Annotated in this window: 15 protein-coding genes and 4 pseudogenes; 8 read left to right on the forward strand and 11 right to left on the reverse strand. The window is 62.7% G+C overall.

Annotated features, from left to right (window positions below):
* Nucleotides 1-25: 25 nt before the first annotated feature.
* A complete protein-coding gene (locus AC07X9_RS24265) occupies nucleotides 26-2923 on the reverse strand; it encodes a Tn3 family transposase (RefSeq protein WP_086486001.1) in 2898 nt (965 codons plus the stop codon).
* 94 nt (nucleotides 2924-3017) lie between these two features.
* On the opposite strand from AC07X9_RS24265, the gene AC07X9_RS24270 reads away from it, so the two are divergent.
* Complete coding sequence (locus AC07X9_RS24270) at nucleotides 3018-3647, forward strand: recombinase family protein (protein ID WP_004213007.1); 630 nt, start codon at nucleotides 3018-3020, stop codon at nucleotides 3645-3647.
* Nucleotides 3644-4201, forward strand: a complete 558-nt coding sequence (locus AC07X9_RS24275) for a hypothetical protein (protein WP_004213004.1) — start codon at nucleotides 3644-3646, stop codon at nucleotides 4199-4201. Before AC07X9_RS24270 ends, AC07X9_RS24275 begins: the two co-directional genes overlap by 4 nt.
* A 427-nt stretch (nucleotides 4202-4628) precedes the next feature.
* On the opposite strand, the pseudogene AC07X9_RS24280 reads toward AC07X9_RS24275, so the two are convergent.
* Nucleotides 4629-5138, reverse strand: a pseudogene (locus tag AC07X9_RS24280) (4-helix bundle domain-containing protein); the annotation flags it as partial.
* A 308-nt stretch (nucleotides 5139-5446) separates the two neighbouring features.
* On the opposite strand from AC07X9_RS24280, the gene AC07X9_RS24285 reads away from it, so the two are divergent.
* Nucleotides 5447-5590: a hypothetical protein gene (locus AC07X9_RS24285; protein ID WP_007407017.1), complete on the forward strand. Its 144-nt coding sequence runs from the start codon at nucleotides 5447-5449 to the stop codon at nucleotides 5588-5590.
* A 99-nt stretch (nucleotides 5591-5689) separates the two neighbouring features.
* Here AC07X9_RS24285 and ygiD read toward each other — a convergent pair whose 3' ends face one another.
* From ygiD to AC07X9_RS24305, 4 genes are read right to left on the reverse strand one after another with little or no spacing between them, the layout of a single operon-like run.
* Complete coding sequence (gene ygiD / locus AC07X9_RS24290; RefSeq protein WP_300397218.1) at nucleotides 5690-6550, reverse strand: 4,5-DOPA-extradiol-dioxygenase; 861 nt, start codon at nucleotides 6548-6550, stop codon at nucleotides 5690-5692.
* Nucleotides 6547-6966 carry a DoxX family protein gene (locus AC07X9_RS24295; protein ID WP_037487156.1) on the reverse strand — a complete coding sequence of 140 codons (420 nt, stop codon included), beginning with the start codon at nucleotides 6964-6966 and terminating at the stop codon, nucleotides 6547-6549. Before AC07X9_RS24295 ends, ygiD begins: the two co-directional genes overlap by 4 nt.
* A gap of 13 nt (nucleotides 6967-6979) precedes the next feature.
* Nucleotides 6980-9661 carry a vitamin K epoxide reductase family protein gene (locus AC07X9_RS24300; protein ID WP_086485998.1) on the reverse strand — a complete coding sequence of 894 codons (2682 nt, stop codon included), beginning with the start codon at nucleotides 9659-9661 and terminating at the stop codon, nucleotides 6980-6982.
* A 20-nt stretch (nucleotides 9662-9681) separates the two neighbouring features.
* Nucleotides 9682-10020: a TehB family protein gene (locus AC07X9_RS24305; protein ID WP_086485997.1), complete on the reverse strand. Its 339-nt coding sequence runs from the start codon at nucleotides 10018-10020 to the stop codon at nucleotides 9682-9684.
* Nucleotides 10021-10143: 123 nt separating this feature from the next.
* Here AC07X9_RS24305 and AC07X9_RS24310 point away from each other — a divergent pair.
* Nucleotides 10144-10976: pseudogene (locus tag AC07X9_RS24310) on the forward strand (IS3 family transposase); the annotation flags it as partial.
* 213 nt (nucleotides 10977-11189) lie between these two features.
* Here AC07X9_RS24310 and AC07X9_RS24315 read toward each other — a convergent pair.
* Nucleotides 11190-12483: pseudogene (locus tag AC07X9_RS24315) on the reverse strand (IS110 family RNA-guided transposase).
* 153 nt (nucleotides 12484-12636) lie between these two features.
* Between AC07X9_RS24315 and AC07X9_RS24320 the strand changes: the two are divergent.
* Nucleotides 12637-12975 (forward strand): annotated as a pseudogene (locus AC07X9_RS24320) (integrase core domain-containing protein); the annotation flags it as partial.
* 670 nt (nucleotides 12976-13645) lie between these two features.
* Here the strand turns inward: AC07X9_RS24320 and AC07X9_RS24325 are convergent.
* The 4 genes from AC07X9_RS24325 to AC07X9_RS24340 all read right to left on the reverse strand — a co-directional run bounded on the left by AC07X9_RS24325 (nucleotide 13646) and on the right by AC07X9_RS24340 (nucleotide 19671).
* Nucleotides 13646-15790: a TonB-dependent receptor gene (locus tag AC07X9_RS24325; RefSeq protein ID WP_086486015.1), complete on the reverse strand. Its 2145-nt coding sequence runs from the start codon at nucleotides 15788-15790 to the stop codon at nucleotides 13646-13648.
* A gap of 249 nt (nucleotides 15791-16039) precedes the next feature.
* Nucleotides 16040-17134: a potassium channel family protein gene (locus tag AC07X9_RS24330; protein ID WP_086485995.1), complete on the reverse strand. Its 1095-nt coding sequence runs from the start codon at nucleotides 17132-17134 to the stop codon at nucleotides 16040-16042.
* A gap of 96 nt (nucleotides 17135-17230) precedes the next feature.
* On the reverse strand, nucleotides 17231-17788 hold the full coding sequence (locus tag AC07X9_RS24335; protein ID WP_086485994.1) for a DUF305 domain-containing protein: 558 nt from the start codon (nucleotides 17786-17788) through the stop codon (nucleotides 17231-17233).
* Between the two features lie 392 nt (nucleotides 17789-18180).
* Complete coding sequence (locus tag AC07X9_RS24340) at nucleotides 18181-19671, reverse strand: calcium-binding protein (RefSeq protein WP_086485993.1); 1491 nt, start codon at nucleotides 19669-19671, stop codon at nucleotides 18181-18183.
* 421 nt (nucleotides 19672-20092) lie between these two features.
* On the opposite strand from AC07X9_RS24340, the gene AC07X9_RS24345 reads away from it, so the two are divergent.
* The 3 genes from AC07X9_RS24345 to AC07X9_RS24355 all read left to right on the forward strand — a co-directional run.
* Complete coding sequence (locus tag AC07X9_RS24345) at nucleotides 20093-21406, forward strand: type II restriction enzyme NmeDI-related protein (RefSeq protein WP_086485992.1); 1314 nt, start codon at nucleotides 20093-20095, stop codon at nucleotides 21404-21406.
* A gap of 235 nt (nucleotides 21407-21641) precedes the next feature.
* Nucleotides 21642-21947 carry a hypothetical protein gene (locus AC07X9_RS24350; protein WP_086486014.1) on the forward strand — a complete coding sequence of 102 codons (306 nt, stop codon included), beginning with the start codon at nucleotides 21642-21644 and terminating at the stop codon, nucleotides 21945-21947.
* Nucleotides 21944-22423 (forward strand): tyrosine-type recombinase/integrase (locus AC07X9_RS24355; protein WP_495198012.1); only part of this gene is annotated, 480 nt, incomplete at its 3' end. The genes AC07X9_RS24350 and AC07X9_RS24355, both read left to right, overlap by 4 nt.

The following is a 22423-nucleotide window of genomic DNA, read 5'->3' on the forward strand; positions in this document are numbered from 1 at the left end:
ATCCGGCTGAGGGCGAAATGACACCCTAAGCCTCGGCACCCTTCGGCCAGAGGTATTCGCCGGTGAGGAGGATGTGCGCCCACCCGAGCGGTGAGATATGGGCCAGCAGGTGGTCGGGCGTATCGAGCCCTTCGCGTCGCCGGGCTTCGACGGCATGGCCGAGATGCAGGGTGTTCCAGTAGACGATGACGGCGGTGAGCAGGTTGAGGCCGGCGATGCGGTAATGCTGCCCCTCTGTCGTACGGTCGCGGATCTCGCCCTGGCGACCGATCCGTAAGGCGTTCTTCAGCGCGTGGTGCGCTTCGCCCTTGTTGAGGCCGACCTGCGCGCGGCGTTGCATGCCGGCATCAAGGATCCATTCGATGATGAATAGCGTCCGTTCGATCCGGCCGACCTCGCGCAGTGCGGCCGCCAGATCGTTCTGGCGCGGATAGGCGGCGAGCTTGCGCAGGATGCGGCTTGGCGGGACCTGCCCTGCGCTCATGGTGGCTGCGCAGCGAAATAGATCGGGCCAATTGGAGACGATCAGCGCTTCGCGCGCCTTCCCGCCCACCAGCGGACGTAACTCGCTCGGCGTAGCGGCGGGATCGAACACGTAGAGCCGTTTGGACGGAAGGTCGCGGATGCGCAGCACCAGGCGGTAGCCGAGCGTGGCGCTGATCCCGAACAGATGGTCGGTGAACCCGCCAGTGTCGGCGTATTGCTCCTCGATCCGTCGCCCGGCCTCATTCATCGTCAGCCCGTCGAGCAAGTATGGGGCTTCGCTGACGGTCGCAGGGATGGTCCGCGATGCAAACGGCGCGAAGCGGTCGTTGACGTGGGTATAGGCCTTGATGCCGGGATCGTTGCCATAGCGAGCGTTGACCGTGTTCATCGCCTCGCCCTGTCGCGCGGCGGGGTAGAATTGACCATCGGCGGATGCGGTAGTGCCCATACCCCAGACCTGCGCCATCGGCAGATCGCCTTGTGCGGCGACCACATGGGTCAGCGCCTGATCGATCGCCTCGCGTTCGACGTGCCAGCGCGCGAGCCGAGAGAGTTGCCAGTAATCATGGGTGTTGGAAGCCTCGGCCATCTTGCGCAGGCCCAGGTTCAAACCCTCTGCGAGCAGGACATTGAGCAGGCCGGTCCGGTCGTCGCACGGAACGCCGGTGCGCAGGTGCGTGAAGGCCTCGGTGAAGCCGAGCGCGGCATCTACTTCGAGCAGCAGGTCGGTAATACGGACGGACGGCAGACGGCGGTAGAGATCGAGCACCAAGTCATCGATCCCATCCGGCGCGTCAGCGGTGAGGCGATCGATGCGCAGTGTGCCGTCCTCGATACTGCCTTTCGGGATCGTGCCGTTACGCGCGGCGCGACCGAGCCGGGCAAGGCCATCGGCAAGACGGGCTTTGCGATCGGCGAGCCAGACATGCGGATCAGACGGTACGGCCAGCTTCGCAGCATGCGCGACTTCCATCGACACCAGGACGTTGCGCAGGTCACCATACCGATGCGAGCGGTCGAGCCAGATGTCGCCCGAGCGTAGCGCGTCACGCAGGTGGAACATGACCGCGACCTCTCGGAGACGGGCATCATCGTCGCCCTTCGCTCGCAACTGTCTCCGCCATTTGGAATGCGGCCGCAGGAAATCGTCAGTCGCCGGGGGCGTGCCTTTGGTGGCGATGGCGGTCACCGCGTTCAGCAAGGGCCGGGCGACCGGCGCGCCTTCGAGGTCGAGGCAGCGTAGCATTCGCGGGGCATAGCGACGGAAGCGGTGATAGCCCTGATCGACATGGGCCAGCGGATCGTCGCCCAACGTGTCTGTCAACGTCCGGGCCGTAGCGGTGAGGCGGGTCAGATGCTCCCATCCCGCCGCACGCGCGATCGCATCGTCAAGCGACGCACCGTCGCCATGCGCTTCGAGCAGCGATCCGCCGAGCGCCGCGAAGCCCGCCAGCGTCGCAGTGACCCCACCCCTGCTGTCTGCGACCCGTGTGTCATGCAGTTGCTTCGCCTCGCGCCAGGTGCGGCCAACGATCCGGTCATGCGTCTCGATCACCGCATCCGCAGTCGCGGTTGCCCACTCAATGATACAGACCGCGAGGATGGCGCGACGCCGGTCGGCACTCAGATCACGCAGACCATCGGCAAAGTACCGTTCGCCCTGTCGCCGCAACCTGGCGACGCGATGCGGTGGGACTCCGGCAAGCAGGCCGGCATCGAGGTCCATCGCACGCAGGAACTCCAATCGATCGAGTAGCCGGTTCGCCGCGGCGGAATTGTTGCCCGGCTCGATCCGGCGCAGCCAGATGAAACGGCTGATCGCGCCCGGCAGCATTTCAGTGGTCAGCTCGTCGAGCCGAGCGCAGGTCGCGGAACTGAGCCGCTCGGCGATCCGCCGTTCAATCCGGCGTTCGGCCGCGACGAGCGCATCCGCGCACAACCGCTCGATAGTCGTGATCGCGGGCAGGATGGTCATAGTGTCACGGCAGCGAGCGATGAAACGCCGGGCGAGATCGTCGTTGGAGCGTGCCTGTTCGGCTTCGGCGAACAGCCATTCACGAAAAGCCTGCGCTCGCGGACCCTGTCCGGGAAACGTCCTGTACCCATATACAGAGCGCAGCACCTCCATGTGCTGCTGGCGGGTTTGGCGCCTGACGGCGTAGCGGACGAGCGTATCGCCGGCGATGCCAAGTTGAGCCCCCAGGAAGGTGGATACCGCGAGCGGGATCACTTCGCCGGGCACCAGCATCCGGCCCGGATGGCGCAGTGCGCAGAGTTGCAGGGCGAAGCCGATCCGGTTTTCCGGCCGACGCCGCCGGTCGATGTGAGCCAAGTCGTCATCCGCCAGAATGTAATGCCGCAGCAGCGACGCCTCGTCGGTCGGCAGGTCAAGCAGCGCCGACCGCTGCCGGGCGCTCAGGATGTGGCGTCTCGGCATGTGGCAGTGTCCCTGTTGAACAGAAGTCTGTTTTGGACAACACTGACCCCACGCAAATCAAGGCTTTTCGAGGCCTAATTCCAGAAGGGTTCAATTGGGACAGCGCGCCGCCATCTACGCCAGGGTTTCGACAGCCGACCAGTCGTGCGAACGGCAGCTCCGCGACCTGGCCGGCTTTGCCGAGCGTGGCGGCTATGAAGTGGTCGAGGTCTTCCGCGAAACCGCGTCGGGCATGAAGGCAAACCGTTCGGCGCGGGCTGAGGTGATGAAGCTGGCGCAGGCACGCCATATCGATGCGATCCTCGTTACCGAACTCAGTCGCTGGGGGCGTTCGACCCAGGACCTGCTCGATACACTCAACCGGCTGTCGGGCTGGCGCGTGTCGGTGGTCGCGATGAGCGGCATGACGTTCGAGGTCGATACGCCGCATGGGCGGATGATGGCGACGATGCTCGCAGGTATAGCCCAGTTTGAGCGCGACATGCTGAGCGAGCGGGTCCGCTCTGGCCTTGCTGCAGCGCGGGCACGTGGCCGCAAACTCGGCCGGCAACTGGGGGAGCGACCCAAGTCGGACCGCCTCGCGCCCAAAGTGTTGGCGCATATCGCCGAGGGGCGGAGCTATCGCTGGATCGCTCGCGACCTGGGACTCAGCAAGAACACGGTCGCCGGGATCGTGGCTCGCGCACGGGGTAACGTGAGCCCTGATGTCACGGTGACGACATGACCGGGGCGTCTGGACGGCTGCGTCCCGATCCCCGGCGCAAGGCGCGGTTTCGCGAAATCGCCCGAGGCATTGTCGCCAAGGATCGCTACAATCGGAAGTACGGGATCGCCGTCGACACTGCTGGCGCCATCGCGCAGGCGCTAGAGCGCGCGTACCGCGATGGAGTCCGGGACGACCCGGCCGCAGCCGTTCAAGCGCCCGAACAGGATGATGCCGGCCCGCTGGAATGGGCGTTGATCCCACCACGACCGCGAGATGCCTTCTGGAGTATCTGCCTATACACCCTGGGCCGCGATACCGATCTCCCACGTGACGGCCATCTCGCTCCGGCTATTACCGAACGCGGAACGCCCGGATGGACACTCGTGGCAGGAGGGTACACCCCTGACAGGGTGATCAGCGATAGGAGCATTGGCCCGCTTGTCCGCCTCGGCCTTATCGCGCTCGCAGTCGATTTACCGGTTCGCATGATCGTAACCGCACAGGGGAAGGAAACATGGGCTCTCTTCTGCCAGCGCGGTGGGATGTACCCTGAGGATCTCACTGACATTTGATCCATTTGATCGACATCCATCCGGCGGAATGGTGAAGGGCAGCATCCGCCCCGTTGCAGACGTTCCCAATGGTCGTCATCCCGGCGCATGCCGGGACCGTGGGCTGTCTTTAGAAGCAGCCTCACGTCCGGGCGCCCTGGCGATAGCTATCGCCTCAAGACTTGCCCACGGTCCCGGCATGCGCCGGGATGACGGATGACCGCGCCCCACCCCAAATCAGCCGTCACCCTGAACTTGTTTCAGGGTCCATCAATCCGAAAGCCCAGTTTATGATCGGCCAACCGAGATGGCGGCACGAGCCACCACGCTCCGGCACCAATCGCCCGATGGATCCTGAAACAAGTTCAGGATGACGCAAGGCGGGGGCGCGATGTCCGCTCCCCACCCCTTCTTGCCGTTTCGCTTAGGGTGTCATTTCGCCCTCAGCCGGAACCGACCCCAGCTTGGCGGCATCCGGCCCATGCCCGTCGCCGGTGATCCCGTGGCAAGACGCGCAGCTTTGCGCAAACAACCGCGACCCCGTAGCGAGGTCCGGTGCTTTGCCAAGGGCAAGTGGCACCGGATAGGTTCGGAGCAGATCGGCGGCGAGTCCGTGCGCGAGCGCCGCAACCTCTTTGGGTGAGCCCTTGCGGGCAATCACGCTTTGAAGCTGCGAAGCCTGCTGGATCAGGGATTGCCGCTCAGGTGTCGCAGGGAGCGCGCGCAGGCGGGTGGACACGCCTGCGGCGAACTCGTTCATCTCTGCGTATTCGGACGCGCTTGTGACCGCGCCGTTGGCGACCGCACCGCCATAATCGACCGCCATATAGTCGAGCAGACGCCAAGCAGTTTGAACATCGCGGGTATCGGCCATCGCCGCAGCGGGAATCAACAGCAGCATAAGCGACGCGACCAGCGCGAGTGCTGGCTTAATCAGCGAGACCAGAGGTGACGGCATATGGGTGACCGATTCCAAGCTTCACTCGTCGCGGACTATGCGAACGACTCTCATTAGCAGCGTTGGGCGGCGTGCGCGATCACCAAGGCAGCGGATGATGAACATCGCGTCGGAGAGCTGGCGGCCCGTCGTCGCCGGCGACAAGATCGTGACCGCGAACCGGGACAAGATTGAAGGGTGTAGGAAAGCGGCGACGAAAGCACGCGAGGCGGTGCGGGTTGCGCCCGCCACCGCTATCGACTGCGCTCGGTTGAACCATCGTCAGTTGCGCTGGAAGTCACCTTCGCAACATCCTGGCCTATCTCGACATGCCGACGCTGGGGCAGTCGGAAGCGTTCATTCAGTGGAAGGAGGGTCTGGTCGACGAGGCTGGCAACATCGGTCCGGGAAGCCGCGACTTTCTGCAAGGGTGGATGGACAGGTTCGTCGCTTTGGTCGAGCGCCACGCATGAGCACAGACGAGCGCTCAATTGTCACCAGGCCGCAGGCAACCTCTCGCCGCACGTTCGCCGCTGCCTCGCGAGAAACCGGCACGTCTATAAGTTGAGCGGTCAGATATTCGTCTGATCGGCGGGAACGTCGCGCGGCAGCGTCGCGGCGTCCTCTGCGTCCGTATCGACCGGCAGCTTCGCGCCGAGCGCGTGGCATGTCATGGAAATCGCCCCCATCGAATAGCCGCGCACGATTGCCTCCGGCCGGGCGTCCTCCGCGGCCGCCAGGCCTGCCAGGTAGAGGAGCGGTACGAAGTGGTCGGGCGTAGGCACGGCGCGCGCGTAGTCGGGATGCTCGCGCACCTTCAGTATGTCGCCTGGCGCGTCGGCGAGCTGCGCTACCACGGCGTCGTCGAACCGCTCTGCCCAATCGAATGCGGCGTTAGGCTGGTCCCATTGGACTTGTCGCAGGTTATGGACGACATTGCCGCTGGCGAGGATCGCCACGCCGCTGTCGCGCAACGCGGCGAGCCGCGCGGCGAGGTCCACATGGTATTCGAGCGGGCGCAGCGCGTTGATCGAGAGTTGCACCACGGGCACGTCGGCTTGTGGGTAGAGGTGCGCGAGCACGGACCAGGTACCGTGATCCAGCCCCCACTGGTCGCGATCGAGGCCGACCCACTCCGGCTTGACTACTTCCGCAATCTCTTGCGCCACGTCCGGCGCGCCGGGTGCGGGATAGTCGAAGTCGAAAAGCGCCTGCGGGAAGCCGTAAAAGTCGTGGATTGTCCGCGGCCTCGACATGGCGGTCACGGCCGTCGCGCCGAAGTACCAGTGGGCAGAGACGACCAGCAGCGCGCGGGGGCGGGGCAGCGTGCGCCCGAGGGACTTCCAAGCATCGGTGAAGCCGTTCCGCTCCAGCGTGTTCATCGGGCTGCCGTGGCCGATGAACAGTGCAGGCATCCGCGCCGCGGCCATCATACCCCTTCCCCGCGACGCTGGCGGGAAGCGTCCAGGCTCCAAGGTCCCGGGCCGGCGAAGACGAGATAGAGGAATACGAAGCAGTAGAGGATCGCCGCATCGCCGCCGTTGTTGACTGGAAACGCGTTCTGCGGCGCGTGCGCTATCCAGTAGGCGACGGCCATCGTGCCCGAAGCCAGGAACGCCGCCGGACGGGTAAACAGGCCTAACGCGATCAGGAGCCCGGCCGCCAGCTCGATCAAGCCCGAGTATGCTCCAGGGTTGTCGAAAGCGAGGCCAGTGCCTGCGGCTTGACCGGGCGGGAACGACAGGAACTTCTGCGTTCCGTGCTCAAGGAAAATGAGCCCAGCAACGATCCGTAGGACACTTAGCATTTTCGGTGCCCAGAGGTGCAATCGTTGATCGTTCATGGCCATCACCGCTCCCTATTCAGATCACGTACTTGTCCCAGCTTGCATAATGCTCGGCGCTGCGCTTCCCCCTCGGAAAGCTGAGGCCGATGAGCGCAATGCCCGCTACGACCGAGGCTACGGCACCAAGGTGACCAACGCCGTCCAGGAGGAAAGGCGCTGCCACGAGCCAGGCCCCGAACGCGATGTTGATCAGCCGTAGCGCGCGGGCAACCTCTGCGGTGGCGATGATCGCGACCGTGATGACCAGTGCACCTACGACGTGATCGCTGTTGGCCATCCCGCCTTCCGTGCCGAACAGCACCCGGGTCAGCATCAGCAGGGCGCCGATGACGATGCTCGCAGTCAGCGTCCATGGCAGGGTCAGACCCTTCTTCGCGTCCGCCCAGAAGGTGCTTGGCGAGGCCATCGCGTCCGACGTGTCCTCCGCCCCCGCTTCGATCGCATCGCCCTGGAAGAAGGTGCGGATCAGCGGCTTGCCGCGGCGCTTCGCCCAGCCGAGGAACTGGCCCATGGCGATGACTTCATCGAGGGCGAACGGGATCATGATGAGCATGGCGAGCGCCGCGATCAGTGCCAGCGTGCTCCATGTGCCGATAACGATCGGCTGACTGATGATGAAGTAGATGCTGACCACGCCGAGCGGGATAACCAGGATGCCGAAGAAGGTGACCATCCACGGCATCGTCCGCCAGCGGTCGCGGGTGCCCATGACCGCCATCAGAATTTCGAGCACGTAGCTGATCGTGCCGAGACCTCCATCCGGGATCGGCCATGCTTTCGACATGTCCGAGGTGATGATCTCCTCCGTGCCGTTGCGTGGATCGGTCAGCGATCCAGCGAAGAACGGCTCCCAGGCTGTATCGATGTGCCCGAGCTGGTAGGCCGTTAGGATGCGGGACGTGAGAAGGCCGATCAGGCCCATGGCGACGATCGGGAGCCGCTGCGCGTCCGTGGACGGCGAATAGGTCCAGCCAGGCGGGATGTTCTTGGGGTCCATCATGCCGGCCATGCTCATGCCCGGCATCATTGGTACCAGCACCGACAGGGCGATCACCGCCGAGCCGATGAGCAGGTTGTTGTTGTACTGAGCGGCGCTCGGGCTCCAAAAAATCAGGGGGGCGAAGAACAGCCAGATGCCGACGAACGCCACCGCCCATTGCGCCCAGGTTTTCGTCCTGGGCGACAGCGACAGCGCGCCAAACAGCGCGATCGCCAGACCGCTGACGAAGTCGCTGATCGATAGAGCGTTGGCCCGCCATTCGACTGAAGGCAGGCCGCGATCGACCGTGACGAAGCGTGCCGCCGCGCCGACGCTCTCCGTGGTCACCGAGTCGTAGATGAGCGGACTCGAGGCGAGCCACAGACCTAGACCGATGTTGGCGTAAAGCGCCCAGCGCGCGCGGCGCTCGTCCCGGTCCATCATGGCCATATGGTCGCCATGCCCGGCGTGGCCGGCCTTCGCCGCGGCGCCGGGTTCATGCCCCATCTTGCTATGGTCCATCTTGCTATGGTCCATGCCGCCGTGACCCATACCGGCCATTCCGGCGACTGCTCCAGCTTGGTGGTGGCCCGACTCCGCAGGTTTGGAAACTGGATTGTCGTTCCAGGCGACCAGGTTCTCGTTGAGCTTGTTGTTCCGATACCAGGCCCGCGGATGGCGCTTCAATGCGGCAACGATCGTCGGCAGCGTGTCGCGAAGATTGTGCTTCGGCTCCCACCCGAGCAGCGATCGTGCACGCGAGATGTCCAGAATGTAGTGATCGTTGCTGCTGTCGATCATCCACGGCTGGATGAAGTCTTCGCTGCCAAGCGCCTCGTTTTGCAGGATGATCCCGGCCTTTGCGAGCGGCTGCGGGATGCGGATCGTCCTCCAGCCCTCGCCGTGGAGCGTCTCGCCGACGATGTCCTGGATTTCGGCATAGCCGGGCGCGTCGGGCTCGCCGATGAGCAGCGGCAGCTCAGCCGGAAGATCGCGCCGCCGGTCGACGAGACGGAGCACGGCATCGGCCAAGTCGTCGCGGTGCACCGATGACTGCGCCGCGCACAGCATCCCCGGATAGAAATGCGAGACCAGACGGTGCTCGTAGATCTGTGATATCTGCTGCGCGAGAAACGCCGAGCGACCGTCGTCGTCGTAAACTCCGGCGGCGCGCAGGTAGACGACGGGGATCTTCCCGTGGTGCTCGTGCAGCAGTGCTTCGGTATCGACTTTGGACTGCGGATACGCCCAGGACGCACCGATCGGCGACTCCTCGTTGATGCGCTCCTCGGGAGTGGCGGTCGGCTTATGGACCAGCATTGTGCTTGCGAAGACGAACTGCTCGACCTCGAACGATTGCAAGCCGTCGATCAGCCGTCGGGTCCCCTGCACGGTGATTTTGTCGTAAAGCGGGTTGGGCTCGCCCGTGATGTCATAATAGGCGGCGAGGTGGATCACCGAGGCGATACGGTTGCCATAGCGGGCACGGACCTCATTCAGCGCGGCGCGCACCGCCTCGTCAGAGCCAAGATCGAAGTCGATTGCTGCGGCGGGTGGTGGTGGATCGGGAGGGCCAGCGCGATCGAGGCCGACGACCGTGTAGCGGTCGCTGAGTTTGGCGATCACCGCGGCGGCGATGAAGCCACTCGCGCCCGTGATCAGAACAACGTCGCCGCCACCCTGGCCGCTGCTGGTTTCACTGCGTTTGGCTTCGGTCATGACTTGCTACCCTCGTTCGTTCATCCTGAAAACGCCGACAGACCCAGCTTTCCCGTCCTTAATGGGTGGGCGTGTGCGGGCATCCGGTCATAGAACTCGACCTGTATTCGCATCGGTCCGAGCGGCTCGACAAAATGTGGTTGGTCCGGGAGCACCAGGCCAGGACAATCAGGATCGAGTATCGTTTCGGAAACTGGGTCGAGCACATGATAGCGCAACCGACCCTCGAGCACCCGAATAACGCCCCACACCCCAGGCTTGGTGCGATGCTCCTTTCGAAGCCCGGCTGGAAGCGTGTTCTCGTCGAATACAGGGGTGCATTTATAGGGCAGCGGTCCCTCCGGAGGCGGAGTGCTCATGAAGAGGTATCCATCACTTCGTAGCCGCGTAGGTGACCCCGCCAGGGCCAGCTCCTACAGTGAGCTGCCCCCTTTTGAGTGGTCCATCGACTATTTTAGTCTGGACCATGAAGGAGATGCACAATGCCATCGAAGAAGCACAGGCCCGAGGAGATCATCGGCAAGCTGCGTGAGGCAGAGATTGTACTAGCGCAGGGCGGAACCACGCCGGAGGCGTGTCGGCGGATCGGGGTTACGGAGCAGACCTACTATCGCTGGCGAAAGGAGTATGGCGGCTTGAAAGTCGACCAGGCTCGTCGGATGAAGGATCTCGAAAAGGAGAACGCCCGGCTACGCCGCGCAGTGTCTGATCTTACGCTGGACAAGCTGATTTTGCAGGAAGCTGCGAGGGGAAACTTCTGAGCCCTGCGCGGCGCCGTCGCTGCATCGAACACATCAGAGGCATGATGCCGGTCTCCGAGCGGCGTGTCTGCTGCGTGCTTGGTCAACACCGATCGACGCAGCGCAAAGTGCCGTGCGGGGCTGATGATGAGCAGGCGCTCACTGAGGACATCGTTGCTCTGGCGAAGCAATATGGTCGCTATGGCTATCGCCGAGTGACGGCGTTGCTGCGTGACGCGGGGTGGCACGTGAACCGTAAGCGCGTGGAGCGGATCTGGCGCAAGGAAGGGCTGAAGGTGCCTCAGAAGCAGCCGAAGCGAGGACGGCTATGGCTGAACGACGGCTCGTGCATCCGCTTGCGGCCGGAGTATCCGGGGCACGTGTGGGCCTACGACTTCGTAGAGGGACGCACCCACGAAGGTCGCAAGTTCCGCATCCTGACCATTATCGACGAGGCCAGCCGGGAGTGCCTGGCGCTGGTAGTGGCGCGTCAGCTCAAGCATCAGGACGTGTTGGCAGCACTGGCAGAGCTGTTCGTCTCTCGCGGTCCGCCAGCTCACATAAGATCGGACAACGTCCTGGGTCACGAAGGAAAGCGAGATTTGGTCAACAGATCTCTATGCGCCGACATTGAGCGGCGAGGCATGCATTCTGAGCCAGATGGCTTCCACCGTCAACGGGATCGCTCCCTGCCATAGCAAACACAGGATCCAGCGGCGCCGAAGCGGCCGTGGTCCTCACCGTCCTTAGAACGAGATACGCACCCAGGTGGAAGGCCCGAACATTATCTACAGGGTCGCTTTCGCGCCCTCACGGCACTTGCAGAGAGGGGTCCTTCCACCTGGCGTCCGACCGTTCAAGGAACGGTCGGTACTCTGTCCCCGTCTTGATGACGGCATGGGCAACGCGCGCCATCTTGGCGGTGAGCGCCGTCATCGCCTTGCGGCGACGATCGGCATCATCCGCGTGCCCGGCAGTGTATCGTCCGAGCTTGTCGCGGAAACTGTTGTTGCGCTGACGTGCGGCGACCTGGGCAGCCATCCAAAAGGTCCGCCGCAATCGCGCATTACCGTACTTGGACAGCATCGTGCGGCCTCGGAATGTACCGGACTGCCGGGTCGCAAGATCAAGACCGCAGAACTTCAGGAACTGACGGTGATGGCTGAAGCGGCGTAGATCGCCTGCCTCGGCGAGAATGGTCAACGCATTGATGGGCCCAATGCCGGGGATCATGCGCAGGAGCTGATAATCGCGGTTTTCGGCCAGCATGGCATGCGCCGTTCGCTCGATCTCGTCGCGCTGCCGGATCAGGTTGCGTGCTTGGGCGATCACCATGCGGAACATAGCGATCGAGACGGAATCCTCGTCGACAGGTAGCGCCACGGACGCGCAGGCGGTCTCGTAGATATCGTTGATCAGCCGGGCTTTGGACACCTTGCGGCCGACCAAGTCCCATGCTTCGCGGGAGAAAGTCTCCTGGCCGAGCACAGTCATGCTGGTTGGAGTCGGGAATCGTTCGAGCAGAGCAAGGAACCAGTCGGATCGGCTGTTGCCAGCGAAGCGTTCAATCTCCGGGAAATAGAGCGGCAGGTAGTGGGTCAGGATGCGATGCCATGTCTGCGTCTTAGCCTTGGAGATCGCCTCGTGCGTTTTCGACATCTCCTGCAGGTCGTTGATCCCGGCGGCGAGCGGATCGACGTATCGCTGGGTGGCGCCGATCCGCAGCATGTGCAGGATCACTTGCGCATCCTTGGAATCGTTCTTGTCCCAGCCATTGTGCAGAGCCTCGCGCGTTCGAGCCAAGGCAACGGACGAGATCAAGCGCAACTCGAAGCCGGCGGACAGCAGGCGATGCGCCAGCGTGCGATGGTAGTTACCAGTAGCCTCGAAGCCGACGATGATCGGACGCCCGATGTCGCTAAGATCCGTGGCCAGGCGATCATAATCTGCCTTTGTCGCCATCACCGTCATGCGACGTCGGCGTCCGCCTTCTGGACGTTCGATCAGGACCTCCTGGCGGTGTTTGGACATATCGATGGCTACCAGCACGGCGTCGGTGGGATTAGAGCTACGCTTGGTCATGGTCGGTCTGTCTCCAAAGGGTTGAGTCGACAACTTCACTTTAGAGACCTGCGGGCCGATCATGACTGCCTTGATGAAGCCTGCGGGCGCTACGCGCCCTTGCCTTCATCAAGGCAATGCGCCCCTTCGAGGGGCCGCTTCCCAATGTGCTACGGCAGCGAGTTCATCGCGACTGCCGTGCAGCAGTGGCTTGGCCGCGTCGGTGTAAAGACGCTCTACATTGCGCCGGGATCCCCTTGGGAGAACGGCTACAACGAGAGCTTCAACGGCTCACTCCGTGACGAGCTGCTTAATGGTGAGATCTTCTACAGCCTTGCTGAGGCCAAGGTGCTGATCGAAGCCTGGCGTCGCCACTACAACACCGTGCGTCCACACAGCAGCCTTGGGTACCGACCGCCTGCCCCCGAAGCGGCGATGCTGCCATTGCCGGCTTCCGGTTCCGCTTCGCTCCACCTCCAGCCGGCAATGGCGCAGGAGGCGACGATGCACTAACAATCAACCCGGACCACTCGATGGGGGCCGGTCAGTTCAGCGAGCCGGGGATGAAGCGGTTGCTCGGCAAGGCGGCGCAACGCGCTGTCTAAATCCATGTCCATGTTCATTCCTCCGTCATCCTTACATCCATTACGCACGGCCGACGAACACCCCTCGAATCGAAGCGATCGAATGCCACGAAGCGACCTCGTCACGGGCCGGCGATCCACGCGTCCCGCTGTTCAAATTCCCTGAGCCACCTCTGCGACGCTGGGGGAGATCGATCTGTAATGAGGTGCCGGGGGCCCATATCCCGGTGCGAAATGTCACGGATGAACCGTAGCCCTCGACGGCCACACAGCGCCAGAACGAGCCGGACGCGCCTCGATTAAGCCGACTGGTGGCGGTGCGGGGTATGGCGTGGATATGCCGACGTTTATCGCGGCCACTAAGCGCGACTGGGCGGCGTTGAACACAGAGGAGCCGGGCGACGCCAGTCGGCCTCGCTCCTCCGCCCCCTACATTTGATAGTACTCGGCGTGGCAGGCGTAGATGGACGGACACGATCGGCTTCTGGAGGATATGGAGGGGGCCACGTCAGTGAATGCCCCACCACCGGCGAGGCGGTTTAGCCCATGCTGAACGACAGCGGTGAAAGCACCCAGCCCCAACGGGAAAACTCCCTTGTCTAAAAGCTCATTCTAACCGTCGCTCGCGCCGTCGTCGGCGCACCGGGCATGATATTGTTGTCGTTGTAGGCGGACGAGAAATAGCTGCTGTTGAGCAGGTTCTCGACGTTGATTTGCGCCTCCACTTTGGGGGTGAGCTTGAAGAATGCGGCGGCATCGACTCGGGTAAAGGCGGGCAGGACGACGGTGTTGCTGATGGAAGTGAAGCTCTTCGACTGACGGTAGACACCGAGCCCGGCCCCGAAGCGAGGGGTGAAGTCGTAGCGGGTCCAGAGCGAGGCCTGCTGCTTGGGCACAAGCGGGACATCGCGTCCGGCAGGGGCCGCACTCGTCGACTTGCGGATCGTTGCGTCCTGCAGCGCATAGCCCGCACTGACCTGCCATTGGGGTGTGATCGCGCCAGTGAGGCCAAGTTCAAACCCTTTGCTGCGCTGCGCGCCCGTAAGCACCGTCCGCGTGGCGTCGTTGGGGTCGATCGCGCGGGTGTTGGTGCGGTCAAGCCGGTAGACGGCAGCGGTCAGGTTCAGCGTTGGGTAGATATCCCATTTGAGGCCGAGTTCGTAATTGTCGAACTTCTCCGGCTCCAGCGCGGCGCTTGTGAGGTCGAGCGATGAAAACTGATCGCCCGACTGGGGCAGGAAGGACCGGCTATAGCTGGCGTAGATCGAGACGGGTTGCACCGGCTTTAGCACCACCCCCAGGCGGGGAGACCAGAGAGTGTCCGTCCGGCTATAGCTCTGCCCGGCGACCAGGTCGTCGACGCTGAGCTTGAAGCGGTCGCGGCGAACGCCACCGATAACATCGACATGTTCGCCGATCGAGATCTGGTCCTGCACGTAGAAGGCAGTGGCGTCGGCGTTTGTCCGGATCGACCGGTAGCCGGTATTGGCGGTGGTGCGCAGCGTGACCGGCGGCACCGTGATCCGCTCCGCTAACCCAACAAAGACGCGCCGGCCCCCATTGACGATATCACCGCTTCCGAAGAAGCCATTGATCCGCTGGTTGCGCGTGCGCTGATCGCCATATTCGAAGCCGGCGAGCAGTACGTGGCGGACGGGTCCGGTGGTCACGGTCCAGACGAGGTCGTTCTGATTGAGCAAGTTCTTGCGCGTCGTGGGATCGCTATAGGCTTCGAGGCCGACGCTCTGGACGCCGCCGCGCGGGGTGACCGGGGTCACCGCAAAGGCGTTCCGATAGAGCTTGTCATAATCGCCGTACAGGACCCGGCTTGTCAGGGTCAGGTTGTCGTTGAAGCGATGCTCGATGCGCCCGCTCAGGACCTTGGCCTCGAAGTCGCTGACGTTGAAGCCTGGAACACCGAAGAAGGTGTCGCGAAAGCCGGGGAGTGGGCGTGACGGGCTCGTCAGAGAGCCCTGGACAGCCGAGGGGACGCCCCGATCGATCGTGCGCTTGTCATTGTTATATTCGAAGCCCAGGTCGATCCGGGTGGTGCCGCCGAGCGATACTGCAAAGGTCGGATTGATCGCAATCCGGCGTCCATCGTAGAAGTCGCGGTTGCTGTTGAACTCCTCGTAAACGGCGTTCAGCCGAGCGGAGGCGGATCCGCTGAGCGGCTGATTGATGTCGGTGTCGACATACCATGCACCATATGTGTCCGCCGAGCCGCTGCCGCTGATGAAGGCGTTGGCAACGGGGCGCTTCGTGACGCGGTTGACGATCCCACCCCCACCGCCGCGCCCGAAGATCATCGCGTTGGGACCTTTCAGGACCTCGATCCGCTCTGCGTTGTAGAGGCCACGGTAATATTGCACGTCGTCACGCAGGCCGTCGACGAAGAAGTCCGCCGTGCTGTTATTGCCGCGCAGGATGATCTGATCGCGGTGGCCCTCGCCCTGAGAGATCACCGCGCCGGGGACATAGCGAAGCACGTCGGCAATCGAGCGCATCGCCTGGTCGTCAATCTGCGCCTCGGTGATGATCGACGCCGCCTGCGGAACGTCCTTGAGACTGGTCGGTGTGCGAGTGGCGGTGCTGGTCGCATCGACTTGGTAGCTGTCCCGGACGCCCGTGACGATGATTGTCTGGGAGGGGCTGGTTGGCCCCATGGTTAGTTGGTCCTCGGCCATTGCGGGTACAGCGATCAACCCAAAGCCCAAAGCAACGCCAATCTCAGACTTTCTCACCACAGGCCCCTTATCGCGAATCATTCTCAAAGCGCTGAGACCCCTTAAGAAGTTTGCGAATGCATCGCAATAGCGACGCGCCCAGGGACTGGCGATGCCGTTACGGGGCCATGGAGCTTGAACTGGGGATGCCGATGAAAAGGTGGTGCGGCTGCTGGGCGGCTGTCGGGCTGCTAGTTATCAGACCTCCTTCCTCACCTGAGCATGGTTGAGCATGGCGACCAGCACCACTCCGCCGAGGGTACGTTCTCAGCCCGATGTTCGAGCCTGAGGTCTTGGTTCAATCTCATCCCATTGATGCCCCATGGACATCGCAAAGGCTCGGGTGAGCCCGACCCATTCTTCACGGAGTGACGTGTAGGTTGCGAAAGCACCTGCGGTATCGGAGGTCGTGGCAATGCCTGCTGCTTGGACCCTGTGGAGCGCAGCATCAAACCGCGCTGCTTTGTCGCTTTTGCTCCGCTCGTCCTGCGCCGGCACTTCAGTGCGTTTCGGGAGGAAGGTAGCGCCGGTTTCACGTAGGAGCGCCAGGCCGCTTCCCCACAGCATCTGCACTGCCCCCGAACGTGCGAGCGCTTCGTGCTGCAGGCCAAAAGCCGTGCGCAGGAGCGTTGCGGTGTCCATCGTCAGAAGGGCGATTCTCGCCATCGCATAGCGAGGCTCGCGCAACCGGAAATAGTGGAGCACGGGGTAAGAGTGATGCGACTCCAGGAGGCCAAGGACACGAACCGCCAAGGTCGAGAGCCGGTTCCGGGCGTCTTCGAACGACCCACCGGCTCCCAGCCCTGCCACGAGTTCTGCTGCATTACCGGTGCCACTCGAGAGGTGGTGCAGCGCCTGGGCGAGCGTGTTGCGGCGGACGAGAGCCGAATAAACCGACATCAAGTAAGTCAGCGCCAAGGTGAGGATCGAGAACCCCAAAAAGGCCTGTAGCACCATCAGAATGCGAAATCCGGAGGTTTGGGGGACTATGTCGCCCGTTCCAAGCGTCGTTAAGGAGTATCCGCTAAAGTAGAGCGCCGCGGCGAAGTCGGTTGGGGTTGGACCCTGGCTTGCCTGGATCGAAGTGCCCAGGGCCGGCCACACGATCAGTGCGAACCCACAGGTCAGCAGCAGAAACCAGACGGATACGGTCGCGACCATCATCGTTGGTCCCGCGAAGGCGAGTATCGTATCCCTCAGTCCACCTCTCCGGGGTGAGGCGGCTTTGAACAAGGCCCAGATCAAACGGTTCAGGCGAGGCGTGATCAGCCCGGTCCCGCTCCGGGCAAAAAGCACGGTCAGGAATACATCTGCCAACGCAATCGTAACGATGCCAGCGCCGGTGAGCTGTGCCCAGTTCACAATTCCTGTGCCTCCAACCGTCTTAGCATGAAGTCGAGCACGGTGATCCCGATACCGACGCGTCCAGGAGCCCTGGCCTGAACTCTGTCAGCTCAACTACTCCACAGCTTCCCGGATCTTCGGCAGCATATCGGGTGTAAGTTCGGCCGGACGGGCCGGCAGCGTCGCCGAACCGCGCTCACCGCTGCGCTCGATGTCCTGGATCAAGGCCTTCATCTCGGCGATTTCGCGCACCTGGGCGGCTATGATCTCGTCCGCTAGCTTGCGCACGCGCGGGTCGCTGAGACTCGACCGGCGAGCATTGTTGATAGCGATTGAATGATGCGGGATCATCGATTTCATGAACCCCGTGTCGCCGATCAGAGCTTGGCTTCGGTTGATCGCTAATAGTGCAATTCCGAGCAGCAGCGCTCCTGCCAGAACGGCCACTTTAGTCGCTTGGCCTTTGTACATTGACCACATGAATCCAAGCATGATCACCGTCATCACACAGCCCATGACAAATGACGAGATCAGCCGGTTGAGACTGAACATCGCATGTTCGGACGAGTAGACGAGCTGGTACATAAAGAAGAACATGACGACAGTGGAGGTTGCGATCATAGCCGCGAAGCGGCCCCAGCCCGTTCCTTTCATCTGGTTTTCATGTTCCATTCTATACCTCCTGTAAGCGAAAGTGTCTGGACGCCGCTGCTGGCTATGACGCCGGGCTACGTCATGTATCAAGCGCATCGCAGCCGATTGCTAGGCCTTCATGGTCGCAAGCCAGACGTTTTTGGACGTCCGGCCTGCAGTTCCAATCAGGTTAGCGCGGCCGCTGCTCTAAAGCTCCCGCAGTTCTCCACGGGCGAGCGTGCGCACCTTAGAGGCCGAGCTTCGCCCTTGGCATTTGTAGAAAACGCCTGCGGCCGTACCGTCTGCGGGGCGGGGCGGGCTCTCCGGCGTCATCGCTCGTTCTAGAGCAACCCGCTCCGCCCTTCAAAAATGCAATTTAGAACCACAGATGGTTCATTCCTGCCCTTGACGAAAACCGTAGATGTTTCAAACTAAACCATGAAATAATCTGCACTGGCGATCACCGGCTCCCAAATGGGGAATATCGGCTGCGAGCCTGCGTAAGTGATTTCCGGATCATTCTCGAACGCACCCTGAGTACCCATGTTCGCGTTGAACATAAAGTCGTCTTGGGCCATTTGGCTTTCGCGCATCCCTTCAATGAATATTGCTCCGGTTTCCCATTCGACAAGCACACCGCTGTGCCCGTCTTGGTGGAAGACAGGGTTGGTGGCATCCTCGACAGTGACCTGTTCCGGTCCCAGGTCTACGAACGCGACGTGATCAAATGCGCCCGGGCCAGCATCGAATCCGCCGACTACAACATCGTAGCCACTCATGCTGGACACAACGAAAGCATCCGCGCCGTCGCCGCCGTCAAGGGTATCATTCCCCATGCCGCCGGTAAGCATATCGTGTCCGGCGCCGGCGTTAAGATAATCGGCGCCGTCCTCACCCATCAAAGCGTCCGCTTCGTCACCGCCATAGAGTCTGTCGTTACCAGTGCCGCCGCGTAGATCGTCCTGGCCAGCGGCGCCGTCCAGGATGTCGTTCCCCGCGTCACCTGCGAGGTGATCGTTGCCTTCACCGCCATAGAGCCTGTCGTTGCCGCCAAGTCCGAAGTAAAGATCGTTGGCGTCCCTGGCCTGGAATGTGTCTGCACGTTCGCCGCCGAACTTAACGTGATAGCCGTTCACCGTTGTCTCGTACTGTCCGGGTGTATCGCCGCGGCTGCTCGGGGCCGACTCCGGCAGCGGCCCGGTATGAGGCAGATCCGTTTCTTCGTTCTTTTCGAAATGGAGCGCCTCGAAACGGCCATCTTCGCTGACGCCGGTAATAACGTGACGATCTTCTGTGAACATGAAGTCATCTGACGCGAGGCTCGTCGCGGCGAAACCCGCCAACAGCACCGATCCCGCGCCTTCAGCGGTGTCCCAGCTTATAAGCGCGCCCTCCTTTGTGTCAGTAACGCGCAAGTCCTCTGGTTGCAGGCCATTGATCGCCAAATGGTCGAACATGCTGGGGCCGCCTTGGAAGTCGGTGATCACGTCATTACCGCTATCTGGTGCGACCGTGAATGCATCAGCGCCGAGGCCGCCAGTCATGACATCATCGCCCGCCCCTCCCTCGATTCCACTGTGCCCGAGGCCCTCATCCAAACGATCGTTCCCGTCGCCGCCCATTAGCATGTCCGCTTCTGCGCCCCCGATCAGCACATCGTCGCCCGGACCACCAATCAGATGATCTTCAGCGCCGCCACCGTCGAGCGTGTCATCTCCGGGGTTCCCGATCAGTTCGTCCTGATTGCCGCCGCCCAGCAGCGTATCGGCACCAGGGCGGCCAAGAGCGACATCCTTCTTGCCTGTGCCCGCGTAGCTATCAGACTTCGGACTACCCATAAACAGGGTGTAGTCATCGAAGTTTTGGACCTCAGCCCGATCGGCTGCCTTCGAACCGGGTCGATGTGATGGCTTGTGCGGCATTTTTCGCTCCTTCACGAATGGGATGAAAGGTGAATGGTCAATTAGCGGCTCGCACCGATGTTCCCTGAGAAGCAAGGTTTGGTAGATGAGCCGGGTAAGCCTGGCTTCTTACTGCGCGGCTGCCATGATTTCCGCGTGCGGCCACGTCCTGCGTGATGTGACGGGTAGACGGCCCCGGCACTGATGACAAACCGGTCATACCGGGATCCAACAAGCTCAGGGGAGCAGAGCGCTTCGAACGCGATGACGTGATGAGGACTCGATCCGTGAACTTCATCAGAGCCAGCAACCATGCGGTGCTGCGCGAACAGGCCGATAACATGAATGTACCACGATCACTTGATACTCTCGACGCCATAGGGAGCGCCGCTTAGGTCTACGTCCCAGCTCGCCAACGCGGGCCGGGAGCAAACGGGAACTTATGGCAGCGCAGATCGACAGTCTTCCTACCGGCACCGACCACGACGGCCTCGTTCGTCGGGTGATCGCCCGTTGGCGTGATGATCCTGGAGCGACCTATCGGAGTTGGTTTCTTTGGGACGAGCGCTTGAAGAACTTTCGATCGATCCGGCGCGGCATCGGCCAGGTGGTGGCGGAGATCGAGCGCGGTACGTTCGGTGTCGCCTACCGTGGATCATCGCTCGAAACCGTCGTTCATTCCGTTGCCGAGCAGCGGCAAATCTTCAAGGGCGCCGACCACGCTTTCCTATGGAAGCCGAAGCTCCGCATCCCCGACATCTACGAGAGCCCGGAGAACCAGCGCGCGTTCGGCCGCTTGCTCGACGCCTGTTCGTGCTGCGACACGGCCGAGGAGATCATCGGCCACATCCACGCGATCGACCGCTTGAAGATCAAGGGACTCGGGCCGGCTGTCGCCAACCTGCTCTACTTCCTTCATCCGACGCTGGTGCCGCCCTTCAACACCGCGATCGTGAAGGGCTACAACGCGCTGACCGGTGCGAACGTGAAGCTCGGGAGCTGGGAGCATTTTCTGGCGATGAGGTCCGGCGTTCTCGACCTGAACGATCGCCACCGCGATCTGCTATCCAACGACTTGGGTGCGATTGGCGGCTTGCTGTTCGACATAGGTTCTGGCCGCTACCCGGCACCACCCCTTGACGGAAGCTGCGCCGCGCTCGCGAGCTGGGGCGATCGGCTTGAGGCGGCGCGCGAGGAAGCGCGCACGCTCAGCAAGGCGGCGCTACGCGAGGGCGAGAACGAGCGCACCCATACCGAAATCCAGGCTTGGCTTCGCGATTTAGGATTGGCGCTCGGCTATGACGTGTGGATCGCATCCAACGATCGCAGCCGCGGCTTCAACGGTTCGCCGTTGGGATATGGGTGTCTTGAGCGCCTGCCCACCTCGATTGCAACCTCCAAAGGGGCGGACTCCATCCGCCTGATCGACGTGCTGTGGCTTGAGCGAGGCGGCGATCATGTTGCCGCGGCGTTCGAGGTGGAGCACTCGACCTCGATCTATTCAGGGATCGTTCGGATGCTCGACCTGGCACTCAGCGGTAGCGACCTTCACGCGACAGCGGGGCTGTTCCTAGTCGCACCCGACGCCCGCGAGGCGGACGTTCGCGCGCAGTTGCAACGACCTGCGTTCAGTCGCGTCGCCGACCTCGACATATCCTACCTGCCCTACAGCGAGCTGGAGAAGAACCGTGAGGCCATCGCCCGGTTCGGATCGGGGCTGAAAGCGATCAAGGCGGTGTCCAGCAAGCTCGCCTGAGACAGCCCGGCAAGGGTTAGGTCGGGCGCCGCGTATCCTTCCTGCGACATGCCGTTTTTAAGTATGCTCGGCCTCTCCCGCGAACCCTCGATTGCCGGAGAGTACGCCGATCGCGACTGGAGCGGTGTCGATCGAGCTGTGGCATATCTCAAATCGGCCTCTCGTTTCGGCTAAGGATTCACATGCCGATCTATGTGTGATAATGTCCTTTATCATACATAATGCCGGAGCGGACATGAAGGCGGTTCACGACAAGATCGAAGGCCCTTTTGCAATTGAGGAGGATCTAGCCCTCTACGGCATGGTGACCGGCGGCGCGACCTTGCGTCGCGGCGTGAAGCTGATCCTGCACGGCACGATCGCCGGCGACCTCACCCTTGAACCAGGCGCGCGCGCCATCATCCACGGCACGGTCGCCGGGCGTATCTGCAACGAGGGCGGCCGAGCCGAGATATTCGGCTTTGTCGATGGCGTCGAAGACCTTTCCCCGGACGCCGTAACGGTCATCGACACCGCCGCCCATGTTCGCGGTCGGCGATGAACCAGCTCGCCCCTCTCCCGTCACCCAGCTTAGCGCTGCCCGCGCTCATCGCGTCGGCCGATGAGCGGGCGCGGCTGCGCTTCCTCGAGTTCTTCGCCGTCACCATCCGCAATCCCCATACGCGCCGTGCCTATGCGCGCGCAGCGGGCGAGTTTTTGGCTTGGGTAGCGGCGCGCGGCATCACATCGCTCGCCGGCTTGCAGCCGCTTCATGTCGCGGCCTGGATCGAGGCGCTGGGACGCGAGGTGAGCGCGCCCACCGTCAAGCAGCAGCTCGCGGCCGTGCGCCACCTGTTCGACTGGCTGGTGACAGGCCAGGTCATGCCGACGAACCCGGCCGCGTCGGTGCGCGGGCCGGCGCACAGCGTCCGGCGCGGCAAGACGCCGGTGCTGGCCGCCGACGAAGCGCGGCGACTGCTGGATGTGATCGATGCGACGACGCCGGCAGGTTTGCGCGATCGGGCGCTAATCGGGCTT

The organism is Sphingobium sp. GW456-12-10-14-TSB1 (assembly GCF_059424385.1).

Excerpts from the sequence above, each read along its gene's own strand:
- AC07X9_RS24265 (WP_086486001.1), bottom strand. The coding sequence starts at position 2,923 with ATGCCGAGACGCCACATCCTGAGCGCCCGGCAGCGGTCGGCGCTGCTT.
- AC07X9_RS24305 (WP_086485997.1), bottom strand. The coding sequence starts at position 10,020 with ATGAGCACTCCGCCTCCGGAGGGACCGCTGCCCTATAAATGCACCCCT.
- AC07X9_RS24340 (WP_086485993.1), bottom strand. The coding sequence starts at position 19,671 with ATGCCGCACAAGCCATCACATCGACCCGGTTCGAAGGCAGCCGATCGG.
- AC07X9_RS24300 (WP_086485998.1), bottom strand. The coding sequence starts at position 9,661 with ATGACCGAAGCCAAACGCAGTGAAACCAGCAGCGGCCAGGGTGGCGGC.
- AC07X9_RS24275 (WP_004213004.1), top strand. The coding sequence starts at position 3,644 with ATGACCGGGGCGTCTGGACGGCTGCGTCCCGATCCCCGGCGCAAGGCG.
- ygiD (WP_300397218.1), bottom strand. The coding sequence starts at position 6,550 with ATGATGGCCGCGGCGCGGATGCCTGCACTGTTCATCGGCCACGGCAGC.
- AC07X9_RS24335 (WP_086485994.1), bottom strand. The coding sequence starts at position 17,788 with ATGGAACATGAAAACCAGATGAAAGGAACGGGCTGGGGCCGCTTCGCG.
- AC07X9_RS24285 (WP_007407017.1), top strand. The coding sequence starts at position 5,447 with ATGCCGACGCTGGGGCAGTCGGAAGCGTTCATTCAGTGGAAGGAGGGT.
- AC07X9_RS24295 (WP_037487156.1), bottom strand. The coding sequence starts at position 6,966 with ATGGCCATGAACGATCAACGATTGCACCTCTGGGCACCGAAAATGCTA.
- AC07X9_RS24345 (WP_086485992.1), top strand. The coding sequence starts at position 20,093 with ATGGCAGCGCAGATCGACAGTCTTCCTACCGGCACCGACCACGACGGC.
- AC07X9_RS24350 (WP_086486014.1), top strand. The coding sequence starts at position 21,642 with ATGAAGGCGGTTCACGACAAGATCGAAGGCCCTTTTGCAATTGAGGAG.